Source organism: Pseudomonas sp. PB105 (assembly GCF_009764655.1).
Taxonomy (GTDB): domain Bacteria; phylum Pseudomonadota; class Gammaproteobacteria; order Pseudomonadales; family Pseudomonadaceae; genus Aquipseudomonas; species Aquipseudomonas cyclaminis.
In genome coordinates this window covers 1-20,170 of record NZ_RWIO01000057.1, presented here as the reverse complement: position 1 = coordinate 20,170, position 20,170 = coordinate 1, and the positions used below count along the sequence as shown (strand labels likewise).

The 20,170-nt window shown below is 60.5% G+C and carries 20 protein-coding genes; 2 read left to right on the top strand and 18 right to left on the bottom strand.

Annotated features, from left to right (window positions below):
* Window positions 1-11 precede the first annotated feature (11 nt).
* The 15 genes from EJD88_RS15045 to EJD88_RS14975 form a co-directional block, all read right to left on the bottom strand.
* Window positions 12-617: a DUF4823 domain-containing protein gene (locus EJD88_RS15045; RefSeq protein WP_099587164.1), complete on the bottom strand. Its 606-nt coding sequence runs from the start codon at window positions 615-617 to the stop codon at window positions 12-14.
* 95 nt (window positions 618-712) lie between these two features.
* Window positions 713-1,681, bottom strand: coding sequence for a GTP 3',8-cyclase MoaA (locus EJD88_RS15040; protein WP_158878370.1), 969 nt, complete (start codon window positions 1,679-1,681; stop codon window positions 713-715).
* A gap of 113 nt (window positions 1,682-1,794) precedes the next feature.
* Window positions 1,795-2,463, bottom strand: a complete 669-nt coding sequence (locus EJD88_RS15035) for a TetR/AcrR family transcriptional regulator (protein WP_099587216.1) — start codon at window positions 2,461-2,463, stop codon at window positions 1,795-1,797.
* Between the two features lie 448 nt (window positions 2,464-2,911).
* Window positions 2,912-3,697, bottom strand: a complete 786-nt coding sequence (locus EJD88_RS15030) for a TatD family hydrolase (RefSeq protein ID WP_158878369.1) — start codon at window positions 3,695-3,697, stop codon at window positions 2,912-2,914.
* Window positions 3,698-3,760: 63 nt separating this feature from the next.
* The gene (locus EJD88_RS15025) at window positions 3,761-4,750 is read right to left on the bottom strand and encodes a DNA polymerase III subunit delta' (protein ID WP_158878368.1); all 990 of its coding nucleotides are present in this window, start codon (window positions 4,748-4,750) and stop codon (window positions 3,761-3,763) included.
* Window positions 4,743-5,375, bottom strand: coding sequence for a dTMP kinase (gene tmk / locus EJD88_RS15020; RefSeq protein WP_158878367.1), 633 nt, complete (start codon window positions 5,373-5,375; stop codon window positions 4,743-4,745). Before tmk ends, EJD88_RS15025 begins: the two co-directional genes overlap by 8 nt.
* 19 nt (window positions 5,376-5,394) lie before the next feature.
* Window positions 5,395-6,516, bottom strand: coding sequence for an endolytic transglycosylase MltG (gene mltG / locus EJD88_RS15015; protein WP_112196500.1), 1,122 nt, complete (start codon window positions 6,514-6,516; stop codon window positions 5,395-5,397).
* Window position 6,517: 1 nt separating this feature from the next.
* On the bottom strand, window positions 6,518-7,333 hold the full coding sequence (gene pabC / locus EJD88_RS15010; RefSeq protein WP_158878366.1) for an aminodeoxychorismate lyase: 816 nt from the start codon (window positions 7,331-7,333) through the stop codon (window positions 6,518-6,520).
* Window positions 7,333-8,577, bottom strand: a complete 1,245-nt coding sequence (gene fabF, locus EJD88_RS15005) for a beta-ketoacyl-ACP synthase II (protein ID WP_158878365.1) — start codon at window positions 8,575-8,577, stop codon at window positions 7,333-7,335. The genes pabC and fabF overlap by 1 nt, the downstream gene beginning before the upstream one ends.
* A gap of 127 nt (window positions 8,578-8,704) precedes the next feature.
* Window positions 8,705-8,941 carry an acyl carrier protein gene (gene acpP / locus EJD88_RS15000; protein ID WP_003175607.1) on the bottom strand — a complete coding sequence of 79 codons (237 nt, stop codon included), beginning with the start codon at window positions 8,939-8,941 and terminating at the stop codon, window positions 8,705-8,707.
* 191 nt (window positions 8,942-9,132) lie between these two features.
* The gene (gene fabG / locus EJD88_RS14995) at window positions 9,133-9,876 is read right to left on the bottom strand and encodes a 3-oxoacyl-ACP reductase FabG (RefSeq protein WP_032886802.1); all 744 of its coding nucleotides are present in this window, start codon (window positions 9,874-9,876) and stop codon (window positions 9,133-9,135) included.
* A 33-nt stretch (window positions 9,877-9,909) separates the two neighbouring features.
* Window positions 9,910-10,848, bottom strand: coding sequence for an ACP S-malonyltransferase (gene fabD / locus EJD88_RS14990; RefSeq protein WP_090400419.1), 939 nt, complete (start codon window positions 10,846-10,848; stop codon window positions 9,910-9,912).
* Window positions 10,849-10,974: 126 nt separating this feature from the next.
* The gene (gene plsX / locus EJD88_RS14985) at window positions 10,975-11,985 is read right to left on the bottom strand and encodes a phosphate acyltransferase PlsX (RefSeq protein WP_099587173.1); all 1,011 of its coding nucleotides are present in this window, start codon (window positions 11,983-11,985) and stop codon (window positions 10,975-10,977) included.
* Window positions 11,986-11,989: 4 nt separating this feature from the next.
* The gene (gene rpmF / locus EJD88_RS14980) at window positions 11,990-12,172 is read right to left on the bottom strand and encodes a 50S ribosomal protein L32 (RefSeq protein WP_008152339.1); all 183 of its coding nucleotides are present in this window, start codon (window positions 12,170-12,172) and stop codon (window positions 11,990-11,992) included.
* A 13-nt stretch (window positions 12,173-12,185) separates the two neighbouring features.
* Window positions 12,186-12,716 (bottom strand): YceD family protein, encoded by a 531-nt coding sequence (locus EJD88_RS14975; RefSeq protein WP_032886799.1) that lies wholly within the window; start codon window positions 12,714-12,716, stop codon window positions 12,186-12,188.
* 105 nt (window positions 12,717-12,821) lie between these two features.
* Between EJD88_RS14975 and EJD88_RS14970 the strand changes: the two genes are divergently transcribed.
* Window positions 12,822-13,400 (top strand): nucleoside triphosphate pyrophosphatase, encoded by a 579-nt coding sequence (locus EJD88_RS14970; protein ID WP_158878364.1) that lies wholly within the window; start codon window positions 12,822-12,824, stop codon window positions 13,398-13,400.
* A 71-nt stretch (window positions 13,401-13,471) separates the two neighbouring features.
* Here the strand turns inward: EJD88_RS14970 and EJD88_RS14965 are convergent, their stop codons facing one another.
* Genes EJD88_RS14965 through rluC form a run of 3 tightly spaced genes read right to left on the bottom strand, consistent with a single transcriptional unit; the run spans window position 13,472 to window position 16,085 of the window.
* Window positions 13,472-14,455, bottom strand: coding sequence for a S49 family peptidase (locus EJD88_RS14965; protein WP_099587175.1), 984 nt, complete (start codon window positions 14,453-14,455; stop codon window positions 13,472-13,474).
* Between the two features lie 21 nt (window positions 14,456-14,476).
* Window positions 14,477-15,139: an HAD-IA family hydrolase gene (locus EJD88_RS14960; RefSeq protein WP_158878363.1), complete on the bottom strand. Its 663-nt coding sequence runs from the start codon at window positions 15,137-15,139 to the stop codon at window positions 14,477-14,479.
* Complete coding sequence (gene rluC, locus EJD88_RS14955; protein WP_071483181.1) at window positions 15,126-16,085, bottom strand: 23S rRNA pseudouridine(955/2504/2580) synthase RluC; 960 nt, start codon at window positions 16,083-16,085, stop codon at window positions 15,126-15,128. Before rluC ends, EJD88_RS14960 begins: the two co-directional genes overlap by 14 nt.
* A 759-nt stretch (window positions 16,086-16,844) precedes the next feature.
* Here rluC and rne point away from each other — a divergent pair.
* Complete coding sequence (gene rne, locus EJD88_RS14950; RefSeq protein WP_178116930.1) at window positions 16,845-19,976, top strand: ribonuclease E; 3,132 nt, start codon at window positions 16,845-16,847, stop codon at window positions 19,974-19,976.
* Window positions 19,977-20,170: the final 194 nt, after the last annotated feature.

Genomic DNA, 20,170 nt, shown 5'->3' with positions numbered 1-20,170 from the left:
TTGATCTGGCCCTACTGATCACCCATGCCCAGCAGACCTCGGGCGTACTGCGCGAGCGGGCGGGCAATCAGGTCTTGTGGCCGATTGTCGTGGAACGTCAGTAAACCGCCACGACTGCGAATGCGTGCAGTATCAATCAAATACTGGGTGCTGGTCTCGATCAACATGATCTGGATCACGCCGCTGTCCAGCCCAACCCGGTCCAGGGCCTCTTGATCGGCCCACTCATCGGCGTTGCCGATACGGTCATCCGCCTTGGCGAATCGGCAGTACAGCAGGTAGTGGGCACCGGCCGCACGGGCTTCGGCCATCGCCTGCTCCAGACCTTCGGGCTGACGGGCGCGGCGCACCATAGGGAAGTATTCGACGAAGCCGTTGAAGGCTTCCTCGGCTACCACGTTCGGACGCGGATAGGCGCTGCCCGGCGGCACGAAGGCGCCCTGGGCGATAAAGACAAAGGAGTCCGGCTGTATGCGAACCGACGCCGTACGGCGGGTATCGCTGTGGTCGAGCAACCCGGCATCACTCATCTGATAGCGGGTGCCTTCGGCCATATCGCTGACGGTCATGCAACCACTCAGCGTCAACGACGCCAGCAACAAAACCAGACTACGCATCCTAATCCTCCAGAAGCCGGTGACGGAAAACCGGCGAATGGGCGTGAGATGCAGGTTCTGGGCCAGGGGAGCAGCTTGAAGCTACACGCTCGGCGTCAGCCGCCGATGATCTTCATGATCGTGGCCCCGCCCGAGAACGCCACTGCCTGTTTGTCGCCCAGGGCCTTCATCAGCAATCCTTGCAGCGCCGGCAGCGCCTGGTGGCGCGGCTTGTCGAGCAGGTCGCCGACGTAGTGACGGTTGCTCGACGACAGGCAACCATGCAACCAGCCGGTGGACGACAGGCGCAATCGCGAGCAGGTACGGCAGAACGGCACGCTTTCATTGGCGATCACGCCAAAGTAACCCTTGCCCGGCACCTCGTAGCGAACGGCGGTTGCATCCACAGGGGCGTTGGCTTGCAGGTATTCGTGATGTTCGCCGATCAGGCTGAGCAGTTGCTGCAGGCTGACGAATTGTTGCAGGAACGCATTGGAATCCTTGGCCAGGTGGCCCATGCGCATCAACTCGATAAAGCGCAGTTCATAACCACGCTCCAGGCAATAGTCGAGCAGCGGCATGACCTGGTCGAGGTTCTGGCCGCGCAACGGCACCATATTGACCTTGATCTTGATTCCAGCGGCGCGAGCCTGGTCCATGCCATCGAGCACGGTGGCCAGGTCGCCGCCACGGGCGATGCCGCGGAAGGCATCGGCATCCAAGGTGTCGAGGGAGACGTTGATACGTCGAATGCCGGCATCCACCAGCAGTGGCAGTTTGCGCGCCAGCAACTGGCCATTGGTGGTCAGGCTGATATCGCTAAGCCCCATGCCACCGACTGCGCCCATAAAGGCTTCCAGCTTGGGGCTGACCAACGGCTCGCCGCCCGTGATGCGCAGGCGGTCGATGCCCGCCGCTTCGATCAGGTAAGCCACGCCACGGGCCATGGCCTCGGCCGAGAGTTCGTCCTGGGCAGCCACCAGCCGCTTGCCGTTGGGCACGCAGTAGGTACACGCGTAGTTGCAGGCTGAGGTCAGGCTGATCCGCAAATTGCGAAAACGCCTGCCTTGACGATCAACGATCATGGATCACTCCGGCAGAGGATGATTCGGGCGCGCTAAAAGCTGACTGATAAATCAGCTTTTAGCAAGATCCTTGCCTGAGTATATTCCTGGGGTACTACGCCTGGCAGTAAAGATTACGACGCCGGCGTCTCAACACGCGCAGAGTCGACAGCTGCTGGCTCGGTGCTGTGCTTGCGCTTGTTGCCCATGCGCACGCCGATGTCCATCAGGAACTGGAAAAACCCTTCCTGGTCTTCCAGCACATTGCTCCAGAACGGCGAGTGGTACAGCGCCACGGCGCCGTGTACCAAGGCCCAGGCGGCGCAGTAGTGGAAGTACGGCGGCACGTCTTCAAGCTTGCCTTCGCTGATGCGACCCTTGATCAACAGGGTCAGGCGTTCGAAGTTCGAGGCGCGGATCTTGTGCAGTTCCTCGACCATCTCCGGCACCTGATGGCCCTTGACGACTTTCTCTTCCAGGCGGTCGAACAGGCGGTAGCGCTGCGGGTCGCGCATGCGGAACTCGAAGTAGGCGCGGGACAGCGCTTCCTTGTCCTTGTCGACATCGGCAGAGTGCAGCAGCTCGTTCAAATCGCGCTCGTAGTCGAGCATCAGGCGCAGGTAGATCTCGGCCTTGGACTTGAAGTGTTTGTAAATGGTGCCTTTGCCGATACCCACGGCATCCGCGATCATCTCGACGGTGACGCTGTCTTCGCCCTGTTCGAGGAACAATTTGAGTGCGGTGTCGAGAATTTCCTGCTCACGGCGGCGAAACTCACGGACCTTACGGGGTTCTTTGTGCATGAGGAAGAGATCTGCAAAGGTCGGAATAGGGAGGGTCGCGCAGGGCCACGAATACATGGCGATACGATTTACCCAGTGCGAGGGATTATCCCGACTGAACGGTCGTTGGGCAACGTCTATGTGAACCCGCTACGCACTTTACTTTCAGAGTGCCAACGAATTCATGGCTATCAGTCAGAAATAATACGCAACAACTGCACCCGTGCACCGGCCCAATGAGAACTCAAGCGAAGCCCCTGTATTCCAAATCTGTTTAAAAAACGATCAGTCGCGACTGGACTGAATCAGATACTGATCAATACTTGAACTGTTGGCGTGACATCTCCCCCAAGTGAAGCGCCGACCTGGGTACCGACGGACTGTGTGCCCTTGTTTTACTCCTAATGGTCTTAACCCGGATTCACCCCCCAGAACCCGGGTTTTTTTTGCCTGCGATTTGAGCGCGGGCCTACGCAGCAACCTGAGCCAGTGGAAACAGACGCTTGAAGTTCTCGGTAGTCTGCTCGGCAAAACGCTCGTAGGCCTCACCCCGCAGCATCGCCAGAAACTCCGCCACATCACGCACATACTCCGGCAGGTTCGGCTTGCCACGATGGGGGATGGGCGCCAGGTACGGCGAATCGGTTTCCACCAACAGGCGATCGGCCGGGACTTGGCGCGCCACATCACGCAGCGCGTCGGCATTGCGGAAAGTGACGATGCCCGACAGGGAAATATAGAAACCCAGGTCCAACGCCGCCTTGGCCATGCCCCAGTCTTCAGTGAAGCAGTGCAATACGCCGGCCTGTGGCAACGCGGCTTCGCGTAGCAACGTGAGCGTGTCGGCACGGGCGCCACGGGTGTGGACGATCACCGGCTTGCCCGTCTGCTGGGCGGCTTGCAGGTGCAAACGGAAGGACGCCTGCTGCAACTCGGCGGCTTCGGGTTCGTAGTGGTAGTCCAGGCCGGTCTCGCCGATGGCCACCACGCGCGGGTGGTTGAGTTCACCGAGCAACCAGTCGAGGGCCGGCGCTTCGCCGGGCTTGAGGTCCAGCGGGTGGATACCCACGGAGCAATCCACGTCGGTATAACGATCAGCCAGGGCTTTGACGTCGGCGGCGTTGTCCGCGCTGACGCCGATGCACAGGAAGTGCCCTACCCCACGCTGGCGAGCAGCGTCCAGGGCGGCGTCGAGGGAGCCGCCGTGCTGGGCGAGGTCAAGGCGATCAAGGTGGCAATGGGAATCTACGAGCATAGGAAGTTACAACTTGAGTCACGGAGAGGGTCTGGCCGACGATACACCCGTCGGCCACGGAAATTAACGGCGGCCGAGCAAGCCCACCCACTGCACCAGCAGCGCTTCAAGCAACAGCACACGGTTGAGGTTGGCCTTGCCGAGGACCTTCTGGCGCTGGGCGAGGATCCAGTCCTGGATAGCCAGCACTTTGTCCTGGGCACTTTTCTGCGCGAGGTACTGCACCACCTTGCGCATGTCCGGCAGGCCCAGGCCATTTTCATCCTGAGTCAGTTGGTAGCGCAGGATCAGGCTCGACCAGTCACAGAACCAGTCGAACAGCAACAACAGGGGAATGTCTTTCCAGGCGCTTTCAGCCAGTTGAGTCGCGGACATTTCCTGCTTGAGCAGTTTTTTAACGCCATCCACCACCAGCGCACGTTGCTCACGGACACCTTGGGCTTGCAGCTTCACGGCGGCCAGGGGCGAACCGGCAGCGAGGGTCAGCAGTTCGACGCGCTCGTCTGCGGAGCAGTCCGGCAGTGCCTGCGTCAGCCATTGCAGGCTCATCGCCTCGCTTGGCAACGGACAAGCCTGCTGCACGCAGCGGCTGCGGATGGTCGGCAACAGGCGGCTGGACTGATGACTCACCAGCAATAGCACCGTGTCGCCGGAGGGTTCTTCAAGGCTTTTGAGCAGGGCGTTGGCGGCGTTGATGTTCATCGCCTCCACCGGCTCGATCAGCACCACCTTGCGCCCGCCCATCTGCGCGGTTTGCACCACGAAGCTGACGAGGTCACGCACCTGGTCGACCTTGATCGCCTTGTCGGCTTCCTCAGGCTCCAGCAGGTAATTGTCGGGATGGCTGCCGGCCTTGAGCAACAGGCAGGATTTGCACTCGCCGCACGCCTCCAGGTTGACCGGGCGCTGGCACAGCAGGCTGGCCATCAGGCGCTCGGCAAGGGCCCGTTTACCAATCCCGATTGGGCCGTGCAGCAAATAAGCGTGGGCGTGCTGGGCACGACCGGCCAGTTGTTGCCAGAGACTGTCCTGCCACGGGTAGGCTTCAGCCACGGGCGCGCTCCAACAGCGTTGGCATCAGGCCGTCGATGGCCTGCTGCACCTGGGTCAACGGCTGGGCCGCGTCCAACAGGTGATACCGCGCAGGTTCTGCGCGGGCACGCTTGAGGAACGCGCTGCGCACCGCGTCGAAAAACGCCTGGCCTTCCAACTCGAAGCGATCGAGACGACCACGGGCACTGGCGCGGGCCATGCCCACTTCCACCGGCAGGTCGAACAACAGGGTCAGGTCAGGGCGCAGATCGCCCTGCACAAAGGTTTCCAAGGTAGCGATGCGCTCCAGGGATAAGCCGCGGCCGCCGCCCTGGTAGGCGTAGGTGGAATCGGTAAACCGGTCACAAATCACCACGGCACCGCGTGCCAAGGCCGGGCGTATCACTTCGGCCAGGTGTTGCGCACGGGCGGCGAACACCAGCAGCAGCTCGGTGTCCGGGTTCATCTGTTCTTCGCCTGGGGCCAGCAACACTTCGCGGATGCGCTCGGCCAGCGGCGTACCGCCGGGCTCACGGGTCAACACCACCTCGATCCCTTGCGCGCGCAAACGCTCGGCCAGGTAATCGCGGTTGGTGCTCTTGCCGGCGCCTTCGGGGCCTTCCAGGGTAATAAACAAGCCAGTCACAGGCAGTCCTTAGTCAGAGTCATTGCGGGCTTTGCGGCGCGGTGGTGTCCGGCGCGGGCTCGGCGGGAGCATCCGTTGGCGGTGCTACATCTTCCGGCGGCGTGACCACCGGTGCGGGGCTGGAGCGGTAATCGGCGCGGCGCTTGAGCTGGAACTCACGCACGGCGGCATTATGCGCACCCAGGTCATCGGAGAAAATATGACTGCCATCGCCACGGGCGACGAAATACAGGCTGCTGCCCGGCACCGGGTTCAACGCGGCATGGATCGCCTCGCGACCGACCATGGCGATGGGCGTCGGCGGCAGCCCGGCAATCATATAGGTGTTGTAAGGGTTGGCTTCCTTGAGATGAGCACGGGTCAACTTGCCGTTGTAACGCTCACCCAAGCCGTAGATCACCGTAGGATCGGTCTGCAGCAGCATGCCGATCTTCAGGCGGCGCACGAATACGCCGGCAATCTGGCCACGCTCTTGCGGCACACCGGTCTCCTTTTCCACCAGGGAGGCCATGATCAGCGCTTGGTAAGGGTCGGTGTATGGCGCATCAGCGGCGCGCTTGCTCCACTCCTGAGCGAGTACATCGTCCAGGCGGTTGTAGGCTTTTTTCAGGAATTCGACATCGGTCATGCCGCGCACGAAGCGGTAAGTATCCGGGAAGAACCGCCCTTCAGGAAACACGCCAGGGTGGCCGAGCTTCTCCATCACTTCGCTGTCACTCAGGCCGGAGAGGCTCTGCACGATCTTTTCGTGCTTGGCCAGGGCCGAGCGCACCTGGCGAAAGTTCCAGCCTTCCACCAGGGTCAGGCTGTATTGCACCACTTCGCCACGCTGCCACAGGCCGATCAGGCCCTCGGCGGTCATGCCAGGCGTCATGCGATACTCGCCGCTGTGCAGCGGTTGGCCGTCAAGGTTGAAGCGCCAGTACAGGCGCAGCCAGAACGCACCGTCGAGCACGCCGTCTGCTTCCAGGCGATTAAAGGTACCGGTCGGGGTCGCCCCTGCCGGCACATCGAGCAACTGCTCCTGGGTCAGGTTCAACGGCTGCTTCAAGGCAGCGTCGTATTTCCAGGCGGAAAACCCCAACAGCAAAGCCGCCGAGAACAGAGCAATCAGCAGCAGTACAACCAGTTTTCGTATCAACTCAAATATCCAATAGTGCGCGAACAATGCCCTGCAGTTTACGGGTGAGCGGCCCAACCGGCCAGCTCATCGCCGCACAGCCGCGCACCGGCCAAATGCCATATACGCTGTTGCAGACGAAGACTTCGTCGGCCTGCTGCAACTGCTCGACCGTGATGTCAGCCACGGCCAGCGGGATACCCAGCGCTTGTGCCTGGTCCAGAATCTCGGCGCGCATGACGCCCGCAACCCCGCAACGAGTCAGATCGGCGGTTAGTAACAAGCCGTTGCGTACAAGGAAAAGGTTGCTGAATACGCCCTCGATCACACGCCCGGACATATCCAGCATCAGGCCTTCGGCGTGCTCGACATCTTGCCACTCGGCGCGGGCAATCACCTGTTCCAGGCGGTTGAGGTGCTTGAGACCGGCCAGCAGCGGCTGCTCGGCCAAGCGCGTCGTACACGCAAACAGGCGGATGCCTTCGGTTCCATGAACGTGGGGATAGGTCGCGGGCGGATTGCCCTGCAGGATACGGCGCACCGGTGCGCCGGGATTGACGCCATAACCGCGCAGGCTATCGCCACGGGTCAGGATCAATTTGAGGACACCGTCGCCGAGGGCGGCGGCATAGGAAAGTACTTCGTTGCGGATCACACCGTGATCCACCTCGAACGCGAAACGCCTGCAGCCCTCATCGAGGCGCTGCAGGTGGCGGTCGAGCAACATGGGCTGCCCGACCTTGACGGCGATGGTCTCGAACAGCCCATCGCCATACGCCAGGCCACGATCTTTCAGGGGCACGTTGTCCGCTGGCTGACCGTCGACCCAGCTGTGCATCACTCGGCGAACCGGCGGAACACCAGGGAACCGTTGGTGCCACCAAACCCGAAGGAGTTGGAGATCGCCACATCGATCGGCATCGGTTGCGCTTCGTGCGGCACGAAGTTCAGGTCGCAACCTTCGTCCGGCTCATCCAGGTTGATGGTCGGCGGAGCGACCTGGTCCTTGATGGCCATCACACTGAAGATCGCCTCGACCGCGCCCGCCGCACCCAGCAGATGGCCGGTCATGGACTTGGTGGAGCTGACCGCCAGCTTATAGGCGTGCTCGCCGAACACCGACTTGATGGCCTCGGCTTCCGCCAGGTCACCGGTCGGCGTGGAAGTGCCATGGGCGTTGATGTACTGCACCTGGTCGACATTGACCTTGGCATCCCGCAGGGCGTTGGCGATGCAACGCGCAGCGCCGGCACCGTCAGACGGCGGCGAGGTCATGTGGTAGGCGTCGCCGCTCATGCCAAAGCCGATCAACTCGGCGTAGATGGTGGCACCACGCGCCTTGGCGTGCTCCAACTCTTCCAGCACCAGGGCACCGGCGCCATCGGACAGTACGAAACCGTCACGGCCCTTGTCCCACGGACGGCTGGCACGGGTCGGCTCGTCATTGCGGGTCGACAATGCACGGGACGCGCCGAAGCCGCCCATGCCAAGGCCGCAGGCAGCCATTTCTGCGCCACCGGCGATCATCACATCAGCTTCGTCATAGGCGATGTTGCGCGCCGCCATGCCGATGCAGTGAGTACCCGTGGTGCACGCCGTGGCAATCGCGTAGTTAGGCCCCTGTGCGCCCAAATGGATGGACAGGAAGCCGGAAATCATATTGATGATCGAGCCAGGCACGAAGAACGGTGAAATTCGACGAGGGCCGGAATCATGCAGCGTGCGGCTGGTTTCTTCGATATTGGTCAGACCGCCAATACCCGAACCCATGGCCACGCCGATGCGTTCACGGTTGGCGTCGGTGACTTCCAGGCCGGCGTTACGCACCGCCTGAAAACCGGCTGCCAGGCCGTATTGAATGAACAGGTCGAGCTTGCGGGATTCCTTGACCGAGAGATATTCCTCGACATTGAAACCCTTTACCGAGCCGCCAAAACGGGTGGAATAGGCAGAAAGGTCCGTGTGTTCGATCAGACCAATACCACTGCGGCCAGCCAGAATGCCCTGCCAACTGCTCGGCACATCCGTACCCAGTGGCGACAACATACCCATACCGGTGACTACGACGCGTCTACGCGACACAGCACTCTCCTTTTTCTAATGACGACACTTTGCTTCAGGGCTTACTTTTCATCACCGCTTAAAGAAAAAACCGCACGCCGTTACAGCAGTGCGGTTTTCCCTAACAGCAAGCGACGACTACAAACTATTACGCCTGGTGGCTAGTAACGTAGTCGATAGCAGCTTGAACAGTAGTGATTTTTTCAGCTTCTTCGTCCGGGATCTCGGTCTCGAATTCCTCTTCCAGAGCCATCACCAGCTCAACGGTGTCAAGGGAATCGGCACCCAGGTCTTCGACGAAGGAAGCAGTGTTGACCACTTCTTCTTCTTTAACGCCCAGTTGCTCGGCAACGATTTTCTTGACGCGCTCTTCGATGGTGCTCATACCTTGTTTAACTCCTAATGGACAAATTCAGGCAGCTGGCCAGTGGGTAAGTGTATAGAAAGCCATTTCAGCTTTTCAACTGAAAGCTTCACGCTGTACCCGGTCGGCCACCTGCCTATAAATTAAGTTGCAGCTTTATAACGGATTTTAGACAGCTCGTATGACATTTTTTTGAAGCGATCCGTCACAATTTAACTCATGTACATCCCGCCGTTCACCGGGATTGTAGCCCCAGTCACGTATGCCGCACCGTCGGATGCCAGGAAAGTGACCACATTCGCGATCTCTTGAGCCTGGCCCAGACGGCCCAGCGGAATCTGCGTCAGCAAGCCTTCACGCTGTGCTTCCGGCAGTTCGCGGGTCATATCGGTGTCGATGAACCCTGGGGCTACCGAGTTGACCGTAATCGACCGCGAACCGACCTCACGCGCCAACGCACGGCTGAAACCTTCCAGACCAGCCTTGGCGGCTGCGTAGTTTACTTGGCCTGCGTTGCCCATGGCACCCACTACGGAGCCAATATTGATAATTCGGCCCCAACGCGCCTTGGTCATGCCGCGCAAAACACCCTTGGACAGGCGAAACAGACTGTTCAAGTTGGTATCGACCACGTCGTACCACTCGTCGTCTTTCATGCGCATCATCAGGTTATCGCGGGTGATACCGGCATTGTTCACCAGAATAGCCGGCGCACCGAACTGTGCAGTGATCTCGGCCAATACAGCCGCCACGGATTCATCGCTGGTTACGTTCAATTCAAGACCAGTGCCTTGCACGCCGTTTTCCTTCAGGGTCGCGGCGATACGCTCGGCGCCCGAAGCAGAAGTGGCGGTACCGATCACAACGGCGCCCTGACGGCCCAGCTCCAGGGCGATCGCCTGGCCAATGCCACGGCTCGCGCCGGTAACCAGTGCAACTTTACCTTGCAGACTCATGCAGGCTTCTCCTAATTCTTCGGGGTTCTGAGTTCAGGCCAGTGCCGCACGAGCGGCAGCGAAGGCATCCGGGGTATTCAGGTTGGCGGTCGACACGCCGTCAGCGCAACGCTTGTTCAGGCCGGCCAGGACTTTGCCCGGACCACACTCGACCAGCTCGGTCGCGCCGTTGGCGGCCAACGTCTGGACCGACTCAACCCAGCGTACCGGCTTGTAGAGCTGCTCCAGCAGGTCGCGCTTGAGAGTGTCGAGGTCGGCGGCGACGGCCGCGCTGACGTTCTGCACCAGCGGGATCTGCGGTGCCTGCCAGTTGATGGCTGCAATGGACTCAGCAAACCGCTCGGCCGCCGGGCGCATCAATTCGCAGTGGGACGGCACGCTCACCGGCAACGGCAGCGCACGCTTGGCGCCACGGGCTTTGCAGCCTTCGATGGCACGCTCGACCGCCGCCTTGGCACCGGCAATCACCACCTGGCCAGGAGAGTTGAAATTCACCGCGCTGACGACTTCGCCCTGAGCCGCTTCGGCACAGGCTTCGATCACCACCGCGTCGTCCAGCCCCAGGATAGCGGCCATGCCGCCCTGCCCGGCCGGAACGGCTTCCTGCATCAACTGACCACGGCGCTCGACCAGCTTGACCGCTTCCGCGAGAGTCAGGCTGCCCGCCGCAACGAGGGCGCTGTATTCGCCCAGGCTGTGACCGGCGACGAATGCCGGGCGCGCGCCGCCTTCGGCCAGCCACAAGCGCCACAGGGCGATCGAAGCGGTCAGGATGGCCGGCTGGGTTTTATCGGTTTGATTGAGCTGTTCTTCCGGCCCCTGCTGGGTCAGCGCCCACAGGTCGTAACCCAGGGCCTCGGAAGCTTCCTTGAAAGTATCCAGGATCAGCGGGTATTGCGCGCCCAGCTCGGCCAACATGCCGAGGGACTGCGAACCCTGCCCTGGAAAGACGAATGCGAGGGATGTAGACATGTAACAAGCCCCTAATGATCTGGTCGTCAAAAATGCGCGCGCCGACTGTGGGAGCGCACGAAACTGACAGATTGGATGGTCAATTGAACTGGCCGGTCACATTTAAGCACTCCGGGGCCAATTCGCCTAAGGCAACAGATCCTCAAGACGTCCGTGCAAGCGTTGCGGCAGGTTCTCCTGGATTTCGATCAAGGCCCGCGCAATCGCACTTTGAAAACCTTCCACGCCGGCCGAACCGTGGCTTTTCACCACGATGCCCTGCAACCCGAGAAAACTCGCACCATTGTGCCGCGCCGGAGCCAGGTCAGCCTGCAGACGCCGCATCAACGGCAGCGCCAGGGCTCCTACGAGGCGCGATGCCAGGTTGCGCTTGAACAACGTCTCGATGCGCGTGGCGATCATGGTTGCCAGGCCTTCGCTGGATTTAAGCAGGATATTACCGACAAAACCGTCGCACACCACCACATCCGCTTCGCCACGGTACAAGCCGTCACCCTCGACAAAACCGATGTAATTCAAGCCCCGAGCGCCCTGCAATAGCGTGGCGGCAAGCTTGACCTGCTGATTGCCCTTGATGTCTTCGGTGCCGATGTTCAGCAAGGCCACGCGCGGTCGGGCCACACCCAGCGCCTCAGCGGCCACCGAGCCCATCACGGCAAACTGGAACAAGTGCTCGGCACTGCAATCCACGTTCGCGCCCAAGTCCAACAACTGGCAATAGCCTTTCTGCGTTGGAATCGCCGCAACCATCGCCGGCCGGTCAATGCCGGGCAGCGTCTTGAGCACATGCCGCGACAATGCCATCAACGCTCCGGTATTACCGGCACTGACACAGGCCTGCACCTTGCCATCACGCAATAATTCCAAGGCCACGCGCATTGAAGAGTCAGGCTTGCCGCGCAGGGCCGTCGCCGGCTTGTCATCCATGCTGATGGTTTCGCTGGCCGGCGTAATTGTCAGGCGCGCGCGATCCACAACCGGATGGCTGGCAATCAATTCTTCAAGGAGTGAGGGTTGACCGACAAGGGTCAGGTGCAGCGAGGGCGTAGCAATCAGGCTGGCAATGCAGGCCTGAACAATGCTGCGGGGACCGAAGTCCCCGCCCATTGCGTCAATCGCGATGACTTGAGCAGACAAGTGATTACTCGTCAGCGCCCTTGTCGATCACTTTACGGCCACGGTATACGCCTTCTGGCGATACGTGGTGACGCAGGTGAATTTCACCAGTGGTTTTTTCTACAGACAGAGTGCTCGCCGTCAGGGCATCGTGCGAACGACGCATGTCACGGGCGGAACGGGATTTTTTGTTCTGCTGAACAGCCATAATTGATTAACTCCTAAACGTTTGGGTCACGCTTTAACTGCGCCAATACACTGAACGGGTTGGACCGCGTTACCTCGTCCTCGCTCGGTTCGGCCTCGTCATCGAGACCCTCCGGCTGCTGGCATTCTTCCGGATGATGAGCAGGCACAATGGGCAAGGCGAGCAGAAGCTCCTCCTCGATCAGTGCATGCAGATCCAATGGATCTTCGCCCAGTTCCAGCACGTCATAACCTTTCGGCAACGACTGGGTATTCGCACCCTCCTTCACCACAGCGTAACTGCATTCGCTGTGAATCGGCAGGGTGACCAGCTCAAGACAACGCTGGCAAACCATTTTGACCTCGGTGTCGATAAAGCTGTGGATTACCACAGATTTACGTTCATCTCGTTCAAAAACGAATTTGGCCTGCACCGTACCGACAGTGTCGGAAAGCGGGTCGCAGAGTCTCTCCAAATCGGCCAGCAGCAATTCACCTTGAAGGGAAGTGCCACGATCAGCCAATTTGCGCGGGTCAACGTGAGGTGGAATCGGGTCATTCAACATAGGCGCAGCATTATAGGGATGCACCCAGCCATGTCAAAGGAAATTCAGCCCTGTGCGTCAGCCGGTCGCCCCGCTAGAATCGGCGGCTGCCTTGAGGAGTCGTATATGTTGCCTTTATTGCTCGCTTCCAGCTCGGTTTACCGCCGGGAATTGCTCAGCCGACTGCAGCTGCCGTTCACGTGCAGTTCGCCGGATATCGACGAAAGCCACGGCGCAAATGAATCCGCCGTGGAGCTGGTCAAGCGCCTGGCAGAAGAGAAAGCGCGCGCCCTCGCCGCCAGTCACCCTGGCCACTTGATTATCGGCTCGGATCAAGTCGCTGCGCTGGACGGCCGCATCATCGGCAAGCCGCACACGTTCGAAAACGCCCGCGAGCAGTTACTGGCCGCCAGCGGCAAGCGCGTGAGCTTCCTGACTGGCCTGGCGCTGCTCAATTCCGAGACAGGCCGCTGCCAGGTCGACTGCGTACCTTTTACGGTGCACATGCGTGAGTTGGACGCTGAACGCATCGAGCGTTACCTGCGCATAGAGCAGCCCTATGACTGTGCAGGCAGTTTCAAGGCTGAAGGGTTGGGCGTGAGCCTGTTTCAAAGCACCGAAGGGCCGGATGCGACGAGCCTGGTAGGCCTGCCACTGATCCGACTGGTAGATATGCTGCTGGCCGAAGGCGTACAGACCCCCTGAGAACGCCACAAAACCAAATGTGGGAGGGGGCAAGCCCGCTCCCACATTTTGATCTACATGTAACCTGCGGCTCAGCGCAAGGTCGGGCCTTGGAAGCCCATATAGAAGGCCAGCTTCTCCGCCACGCTGGCACCGAGCTTCTTGGAGAAGCGATCAAACGGCGATTCCTCAACCGTGAAATCCACCAACTCCTTCTCGCCAATCACGTCCCGCGCCACCGAACTGGCACTGCCCAGGCCATCGATCAAGCCCAGCGGCAACGCCTGCTCGCCGGACCACACCAACCCGGAGAACAGCTCCGGATGGTCTTTATCCTTCAAACGATCACCACGCCCCTGCTTCACGCTGGCAATGAACTGGCGATGAGTAGTATCGAGCACACCTTGCCAGAATTGGGTTTCATCGGCCTTTTGCGGCTGGAACGGATCCAGGAACGATTTATGCTCGCCCGACGTGTAGGTGCGACGCTCAACGCCAAGCTTCTCCATGGCACCGACAAAGCCGTAACCAGCCGCCGTCACACCAATGGAACCCACCAGGCTGGCCTTGTCGGCATAAATCTGGTCAGCAGCACTGGCAATGTAATAGGCACCCGAAGCACCCAGGTCGGAAATCACCGCGTACAGCTTGATATCCGGATGCAGGCCGCGCAGACGACGAATCTCGTCATACACATAACCCGACTGCACCGGACTGCCGCCAGGGCTGTTGATGCGCAGGATCACGCCTTTGACCTTGGGATCTTCGAAGGCAGCGCGCAGGCTGCCGACGATGTTATCGGCGCTGGCTGGCTCCTTGTCGGCAATCACGCCGCGCACTTCGATCAACGCGGTGTAGTTGGCGCCACGGGTTGCGCTTTTCTCCATATCCATCAGCGGACTGAACAGCGCCAGCATGAGCAACAGATACGTGAAGGTCAGCAGCTTGAAGAAGATCCCCCAACGCCGTGCGCGACGCTGCTCCTGGACGCCAGCCAGAAGGGTTTTCTCCAGCAGCTTCCAGCTTTTATCGTCACTACTTCCAGCCTTTTCAGGCGCTTTCCACTCGTCACTCATACCATCAACCCCAGCAAAGACTTATTGGGCCCGACTCAGCCAGGCCTGCAATTCGGAAAAATGATCAATCGTCAGCCGGGGCTCGTATTGCTGCAAGGCCTCGGCAGCCTGGGCGCCATAGCTGACCGCCACGCTGTCCATGCCAGCGTTGCGCGCCATCATCAGGTCGAAGGAGGCATCGCCCACCATCAGCGCCTGACGCGGCGACACGCCGCAATGAGCCAGGATCTGCTCCAGCATCAGAGGGTGAGGTTTGCTGGCGGTTTCATCCGCTGCGCGGGTGATGTCGAAGTAATCTTCCCAGCCATGAGCCCTGAGCACCCGATCCAGCCCGCGCCGGGCCTTGCCGGTGGCGACAGCCAAGTGATAACCCTCGGCGCGAAACACCTCCAGCGATTGCACAACGCCCTCAAACAGCGGCGAAGGCTCAGCTTCCAGCGCAATGTAGTGATCAGCGTAATGTTCGCGAAAGGCGATCAGTTCAGCGTCACTGATTTCGGGGTACAGGCTACGGATCGCTTCAGGCAGGCCCAGACCAATAATGCCCTTGACCGCCAAGTCGCTGCACAGCGCAAAGCCTGAGCGGGTGGACGCCATGTGCATCGACTCGACAATGCGACCAATGGAGTTGGCCAGCGTCCCGTCCCAATCAAAAATCAGCAGCTTGTAGTCAAGGTGCGACACTCAAACGCTCCACGGTCTTGGCCCACATCTCGTCCACCGGTGCCTGCAATTTCAGTTCGCCACCATCCGGCAGCGGTACAGTCAGCATGTAGGCATGGAGAAACAGGCGCTTACCGCCCAAGTCCCGAATTTCCTTGGAAAAGTCTTCGTCGCCGTATTTGGTATCGCCAGCGATGCAGTGGCCCGCATGCAAGGTGTGCACACGAATCTGGTGGGTACGGCCAGTCACCGGCTTGGCCTCGACCATAGTGGCGAAGTCACCGAAGCGGCGCAGCACCTTGAACAGGGTCAGGGCTTCTTTGCCCTCCTCGTCCACTTCAACCATACGCTCGCCGGAACGCAGGTTGCTCTTCTGCAACGGTGCACGAACGCTTTTGATGGAGCTGGCCCAGTTGCCACGCACCAGCGCCATGTAGCGCTTGTCCACGCCATCACCACGCAGGGCGGTGTGCAGGTGGCGCAACATGCTGCGTTTTTTGGCGATCATCAACAGCCCGGAGGTGTCGCGGTCCAATCGGTGGACCAACTCCAACTCTTTGGCGTCAGGGCGCAACTGACGAAAGGCTTCGATCACCCCGAACGTCAGGCCGCTGCCACCATGGACCGCAATGCCGCAGGGCTTGTTGATCACGATGAGCTTGTTGTCTTCGAAGACAATCGACGCCTCAAGGCGTTGCAGCAGGCCCTGGGCCAGGGGCACAGGTTCGTCCCGCTCAGGCACGCGTACCGGCGGCACACGGACGATATCGCCCGCCTGCAGCTTGTACTCGGGCTTGATCCGACCCTTATTCACGCGTACTTCGCCTTTACGCAAAATGCGGTAAATCAAGGTCTTGGGCACGCCTTTGAGCCTGGCCAGGAGAAAGTTGTCGATGCGTTGGCCGGCATATTCCGGCGAGACCTCAAGCAGCTGGACGCTGGGGGTCTGGGGGGCGGTAGTCGTCATGGCGGCGATGATAACAATTTTTTATGGAATTGAAGCACTTAATCATTGCTGCTATAGTCGCGAACGCCGCCAAAAGCGGCCTGGACAGAGGACTTGCGGCAAACTGCCGGCCCTGACCATCGCAATTCATCAGGACGCGAGGCCGTCCTACGGGGCTTTCGTCACCCTGGAAGGTTCGAGATTGTAACAAGCGCAGGTGACATGAGGCCTGAAGCGAGTGCAGAAAGCAGAGTGAATACTCGCGTTCTGCGCCGATATTTACGGCCAGTTCACAAAGTGCAGTCAGTCTTGTGCCAGACCACGGCGAATGCTTCGGAAACAACGCCTGTTAAGAGCTGAGTGTGAGCGCAGTCGCCCACATTCAGTCTTGTTTAGCCATGAGCGTGAACTCCCCATTGGAGAACACGGTAAATGCCAACCCGCTGCGGATTCTGCGCGCGGCAGCACCCGAATTATCAGGGATACGTGTAGGGTGGAGATGCACAACCGTCGGACCGTGTAGCACTAGGCTTATATTTAGACGCTTCATCTCGTCCACAGTCGCCGGTTGATTCCTCCTCCTGACCTTAGCTTTTGTTGAAGTGGTGCCTTTGTCACCACCGCTAACAAGCAGGACGCGTCCGTCGCGATACCGGCCCACATTGGCCGATTTTGCTGGACACTGGAGTGGCCAACCACTCTTGACGCACCTGACACCGACCGTGAGAAGTCGTGTGTGCCGAACGCCGTTTCCGGCAGCCCGGAAACCGACGGTACAACATGAAAAGAATGCTGATTAACGCAACTCAACCCGAAGAGTTGCGTGTTGCACTGGTAGATGGCCAGCGCCTCTACGACCTGGACATCGAATCCGGTGCACGCGAGCAGAAGAAGGCCAACATCTATAAAGGCCGTATTACTCGCATCGAACCAAGCCTTGAGGCTGCCTTTGTCGATTTCGGCTCCGAGCGCCACGGCTTCCTGCCCCTCAAAGAAATCTCCCGCGAATACTTCAAGAAAGCTCCTGAAGGCCGCGTGAACATCAAGGACGTCCTGAGCGAAGGCCAGGAAGTCATCGTCCAGGTCGAAAAAGAAGAACGTGGCAACAAGGGCGCAGCCCTGACCACCTTCATCTCCCTGGCCGGCCGTTACCTGGTGCTGATGCCGAACAACCCACGTGCCGGCGGTATCTCCCGTCGCATCGAAGGCGAAGAGCGCAACGAACTGCGTGAAGCGCTGAACGGCCTGATCGCGCCAGCCGACATGGGTCTGATCGTTCGTACTGCCGGCCTGGGCCGCAGCAGCGAAGAAATGCAGTGGGACCTCGACTACCTGCTGCAACTGTGGACCGCCATCAAAGAAGCGTCCCTGGATCGTTCCGCGCCGTTCCTGATCTACCAGGAAAGCAACGTGATCATCCGCGCCATCCGCGATTACCTGCGCCAGGACATCGGCGAAGTGCTGATCGACAGCGTTGAAGCCCAGGACGAAGCCCTGACCTTCATCCGCCAGGTGATGCCGCAGTACGCCAGCAAGATCAAGCTGTACGAAGACAGCGTTCCGCTGTTCAACCGTTTCCAGATCGAAAGCCAGATCGAGACCGCCTTCCAGCGCGTGGTCGAACTGCCTTCCGGCGGCTCCATCGTGATCGACCCGACCGAAGCCCTGGTGTCCATCGACATCAACTCGGCGCGTGCGACCAAAGGCAGCGACATCGAAGAAACCGCCCTGCAGACCAACCTGGAAGCGGCTGAAGAAATCGCCCGCCAACTGCGCCTGCGTGACATCGGCGGCCTGATCGTGATCGACTTCATCGACATGACCCCTGCCAAGAACCAGCGCGCCGTGGAAGAGAAAGTCCGCGAATGCCTGGAAGCTGACCGTGCCCGCGTACAGGTCGGCCGCATCTCGCGCTTCGGCCTGCTGGAAATGTCCCGTCAGCGCCTGCGTCCATCCCTGGGCGAAAGCAGCGGCATCGTCTGCCCGCGTTGCAACGGCACCGGCATCATCCGTGACGTTGAATCGCTGTCCCTGGCGATCCTGCGCCTGATCGAAGAAGAAGCCCTGAAAGACCGCACCGCCGAAGTCCGCGCCCAAGTGCCGATTCCGGTTGCCGCCTTCCTGCTCAACGAAAAACGCAACTCGATCACCAAGATCGAACTGCGCACCCGTGCTCGTATCGTGATCCTGCCGAACGATCATCTCGAAACGCCGCACTTCGAAGTACAGCGCCTGCGTGACGACAGCCCGGAAGCCCACAGCGGCCAGTCCAGCTATGAAATCGCCGCTGCCGCCGCCGAAGTGGAAGAAGTCCAGCCGGCCGCCGCGACCCGCACCCTGGTTCGCCAGGAAGCTGCCGTGAAAACCGCGCCAGCCCGTGCCAACGCACCGGTCCCGGTTGAAGCTGCCGCTCCGGTTGCTGCGCCAGCCGCCCTGCCTGAGCCAAGCCTGTTCAAAGGCCTGGTGAAGTCGCTGGTCAGCCTGTTCGCCACCAAGGAAGAGCCTGCGGCTCCGGTTGTGGTTGAAAAACCAGCTTCCGAGCGCCCTGCACGTAACGAAGAGCGTCGCAACGGCCGTCAGCAAAGCCGTAACCGCAACGGTCGCCGTGACGAAGAGCGCAAGCCTCGCGAAGAACGTGCACCGCGTGAAGAACGCGCACCACGTGAAGAGCGCGCACCTCGCGAAGCCCGTGAAGAAACCCCGGCCGTAGCCCGTGAAGAACGTGCACCGCGTGAAGAGCGCGCACCACGTACCCCACGTGCTCCGCGTGAAGATCGCAAACCGCGTGGCGAGCGTGAAGAACGCGTGCGTGAACTGCGTGAGCCACTGGACGCTGCACCTGCCGTTGCCGCCGCCGCTGCAACCACCGAAGAGCGTCCGGCCCGCCAGCCGCGTGAAGAGCGCGCCCCACGTGAAGAGCGCCAGCCGCGCCCACCGCGTGAGGAGCGTCAACCACGCGCCGAGCAAGCTGCTGCTGCCAGTGACGAAGAAGAAGTACTGACCGGCGAAGAGCAACTGCAGGAAGACGGTCAGGACAACGCCGAAGGCGATCGTCCACGCCGCCGCTCCCGTGGCCAGCGTCGTCGCAGCAACCGTCGTGAGCGTCAGCGTGATGCCAACGGCAACGTGATCGAAGGCTCGGAAGAGACCGGCGAGAACGCTGAAGGCGCGACCCACGAAGCCAACGAACCAACAGGTGCCGAACTGGCTGCCGGCTTGGCCGTTACCGCTGCCGTTGCCAGCTCGGTCATCAGCGCACCTGCTGAAGCCCAGGCTCACGAGCAAGCTGAACGCGCTACCGCCGCAGTTGAAACGCCTGCTGTAGAAGAAGCACCCGTTGCCGAGGCCCCAGTGGTTGAAGCTCCAGTTGTTGAAGCCCCTGCTGTCGAAGCCACCACCCCGATCGAAGCCCCAGTGGTTCCGGAAGTGGAAGTGGAAGTAGCACCGGTTCGCGACGCACAGCCAGAAACCGAAGTGGTTGCCGTTGAACCTGCACCGGCTGCTGAGCCTCAACCAGTGGTTGAAGCCGTAGCAGAAGCTCCGGTTCAAGCCCCGGCTGCCAAAGAAGCTGCCCCGGCGGTGCGTGAAGTTCGCGAAGAACAGACCGCCTTCCAGTGGACTGCCGAACCTGCCGCCCCGGTTGAAGCACCTGCTCCAGCACCTGTTGTAGAAGAAGCGCCAGCGCCGGTTGTCGAAGCCGTGGTTGTCGAGCCAGCCCCAGTCGTTGAGGCCGCGCCAGTGGTTGAAGCGCCAGTGGTTGCCGAAGTCGCCGCCCCGGTGGTTGAAGCCGCGCCGGCCAGCGCCCTGACCGAAAACGGCCGTGCGCCGAACGACCCACGTGAAGTGCGTCGCCGTCGCAAGGAAGCTGAGGCCGCCGCTGCGGCCGCTCAGGAAACAGAAGCACGAGACTAATCCCTCGTCTGATTCCAGTAGCTACTAAAAAGCCCCGCCTGAGTGATCAGGCGGGGCTTTTTTTATCTGCCTGTCCCGTCCTGAATAAGGTTTACACCTTCTGACCTTTGTTCAGGAGGACTCAATGGATACGAGAAAAAGGCGCAGCCAACGCGATTACACGCTAGCTTTTAAATTGTCGGTCGTAGACCAAG

What these genes read in the sequence shown, in the direction of transcription:
- EJD88_RS15040 (WP_158878370.1), bottom strand. Translation starts at nt 1,681, where the DNA reads ATGATCGTTGATCGTCAAGGCAGGCGTTTTCGCAATTTGCGGATCAGC.
- pabC (WP_158878366.1), bottom strand. Translation starts at nt 7,333, where the DNA reads ATGCACAGCTGGGTCGACGGTCAGCCAGCGGACAACGTGCCCCTGAAA.
- EJD88_RS15035 (WP_099587216.1), bottom strand. Translation starts at nt 2,463, where the DNA reads ATGCACAAAGAACCCCGTAAGGTCCGTGAGTTTCGCCGCCGTGAGCAG.
- fabG (WP_032886802.1), bottom strand. Translation starts at nt 9,876, where the DNA reads ATGAGTCTGCAAGGTAAAGTTGCACTGGTTACCGGCGCGAGCCGTGGC.
- rluC (WP_071483181.1), bottom strand. Translation starts at nt 16,085, where the DNA reads ATGACGACTACCGCCCCCCAGACCCCCAGCGTCCAGCTGCTTGAGGTC.
- acpP (WP_003175607.1), bottom strand. Translation starts at nt 8,941, where the DNA reads ATGAGCACCATCGAAGAGCGCGTCAAGAAAATCGTTGCCGAGCAACTG.
- EJD88_RS14970 (WP_158878364.1), top strand. Translation starts at nt 12,822, where the DNA reads ATGTTGCCTTTATTGCTCGCTTCCAGCTCGGTTTACCGCCGGGAATTG.
- EJD88_RS15030 (WP_158878369.1), bottom strand. Translation starts at nt 3,697, where the DNA reads ATGCTCGTAGATTCCCATTGCCACCTTGATCGCCTTGACCTCGCCCAG.
- rne (WP_178116930.1), top strand. Translation starts at nt 16,845, where the DNA reads ATGAAAAGAATGCTGATTAACGCAACTCAACCCGAAGAGTTGCGTGTT.
- EJD88_RS14965 (WP_099587175.1), bottom strand. Translation starts at nt 14,455, where the DNA reads ATGAGTGACGAGTGGAAAGCGCCTGAAAAGGCTGGAAGTAGTGACGAT.
- fabD (WP_090400419.1), bottom strand. Translation starts at nt 10,848, where the DNA reads ATGTCTACATCCCTCGCATTCGTCTTTCCAGGGCAGGGTTCGCAGTCC.
- rpmF (WP_008152339.1), bottom strand. Translation starts at nt 12,172, where the DNA reads ATGGCTGTTCAGCAGAACAAAAAATCCCGTTCCGCCCGTGACATGCGT.
- EJD88_RS14975 (WP_032886799.1), bottom strand. Translation starts at nt 12,716, where the DNA reads ATGTTGAATGACCCGATTCCACCTCACGTTGACCCGCGCAAATTGGCT.
- EJD88_RS15045 (WP_099587164.1), bottom strand. Translation starts at nt 617, where the DNA reads ATGCGTAGTCTGGTTTTGTTGCTGGCGTCGTTGACGCTGAGTGGTTGC.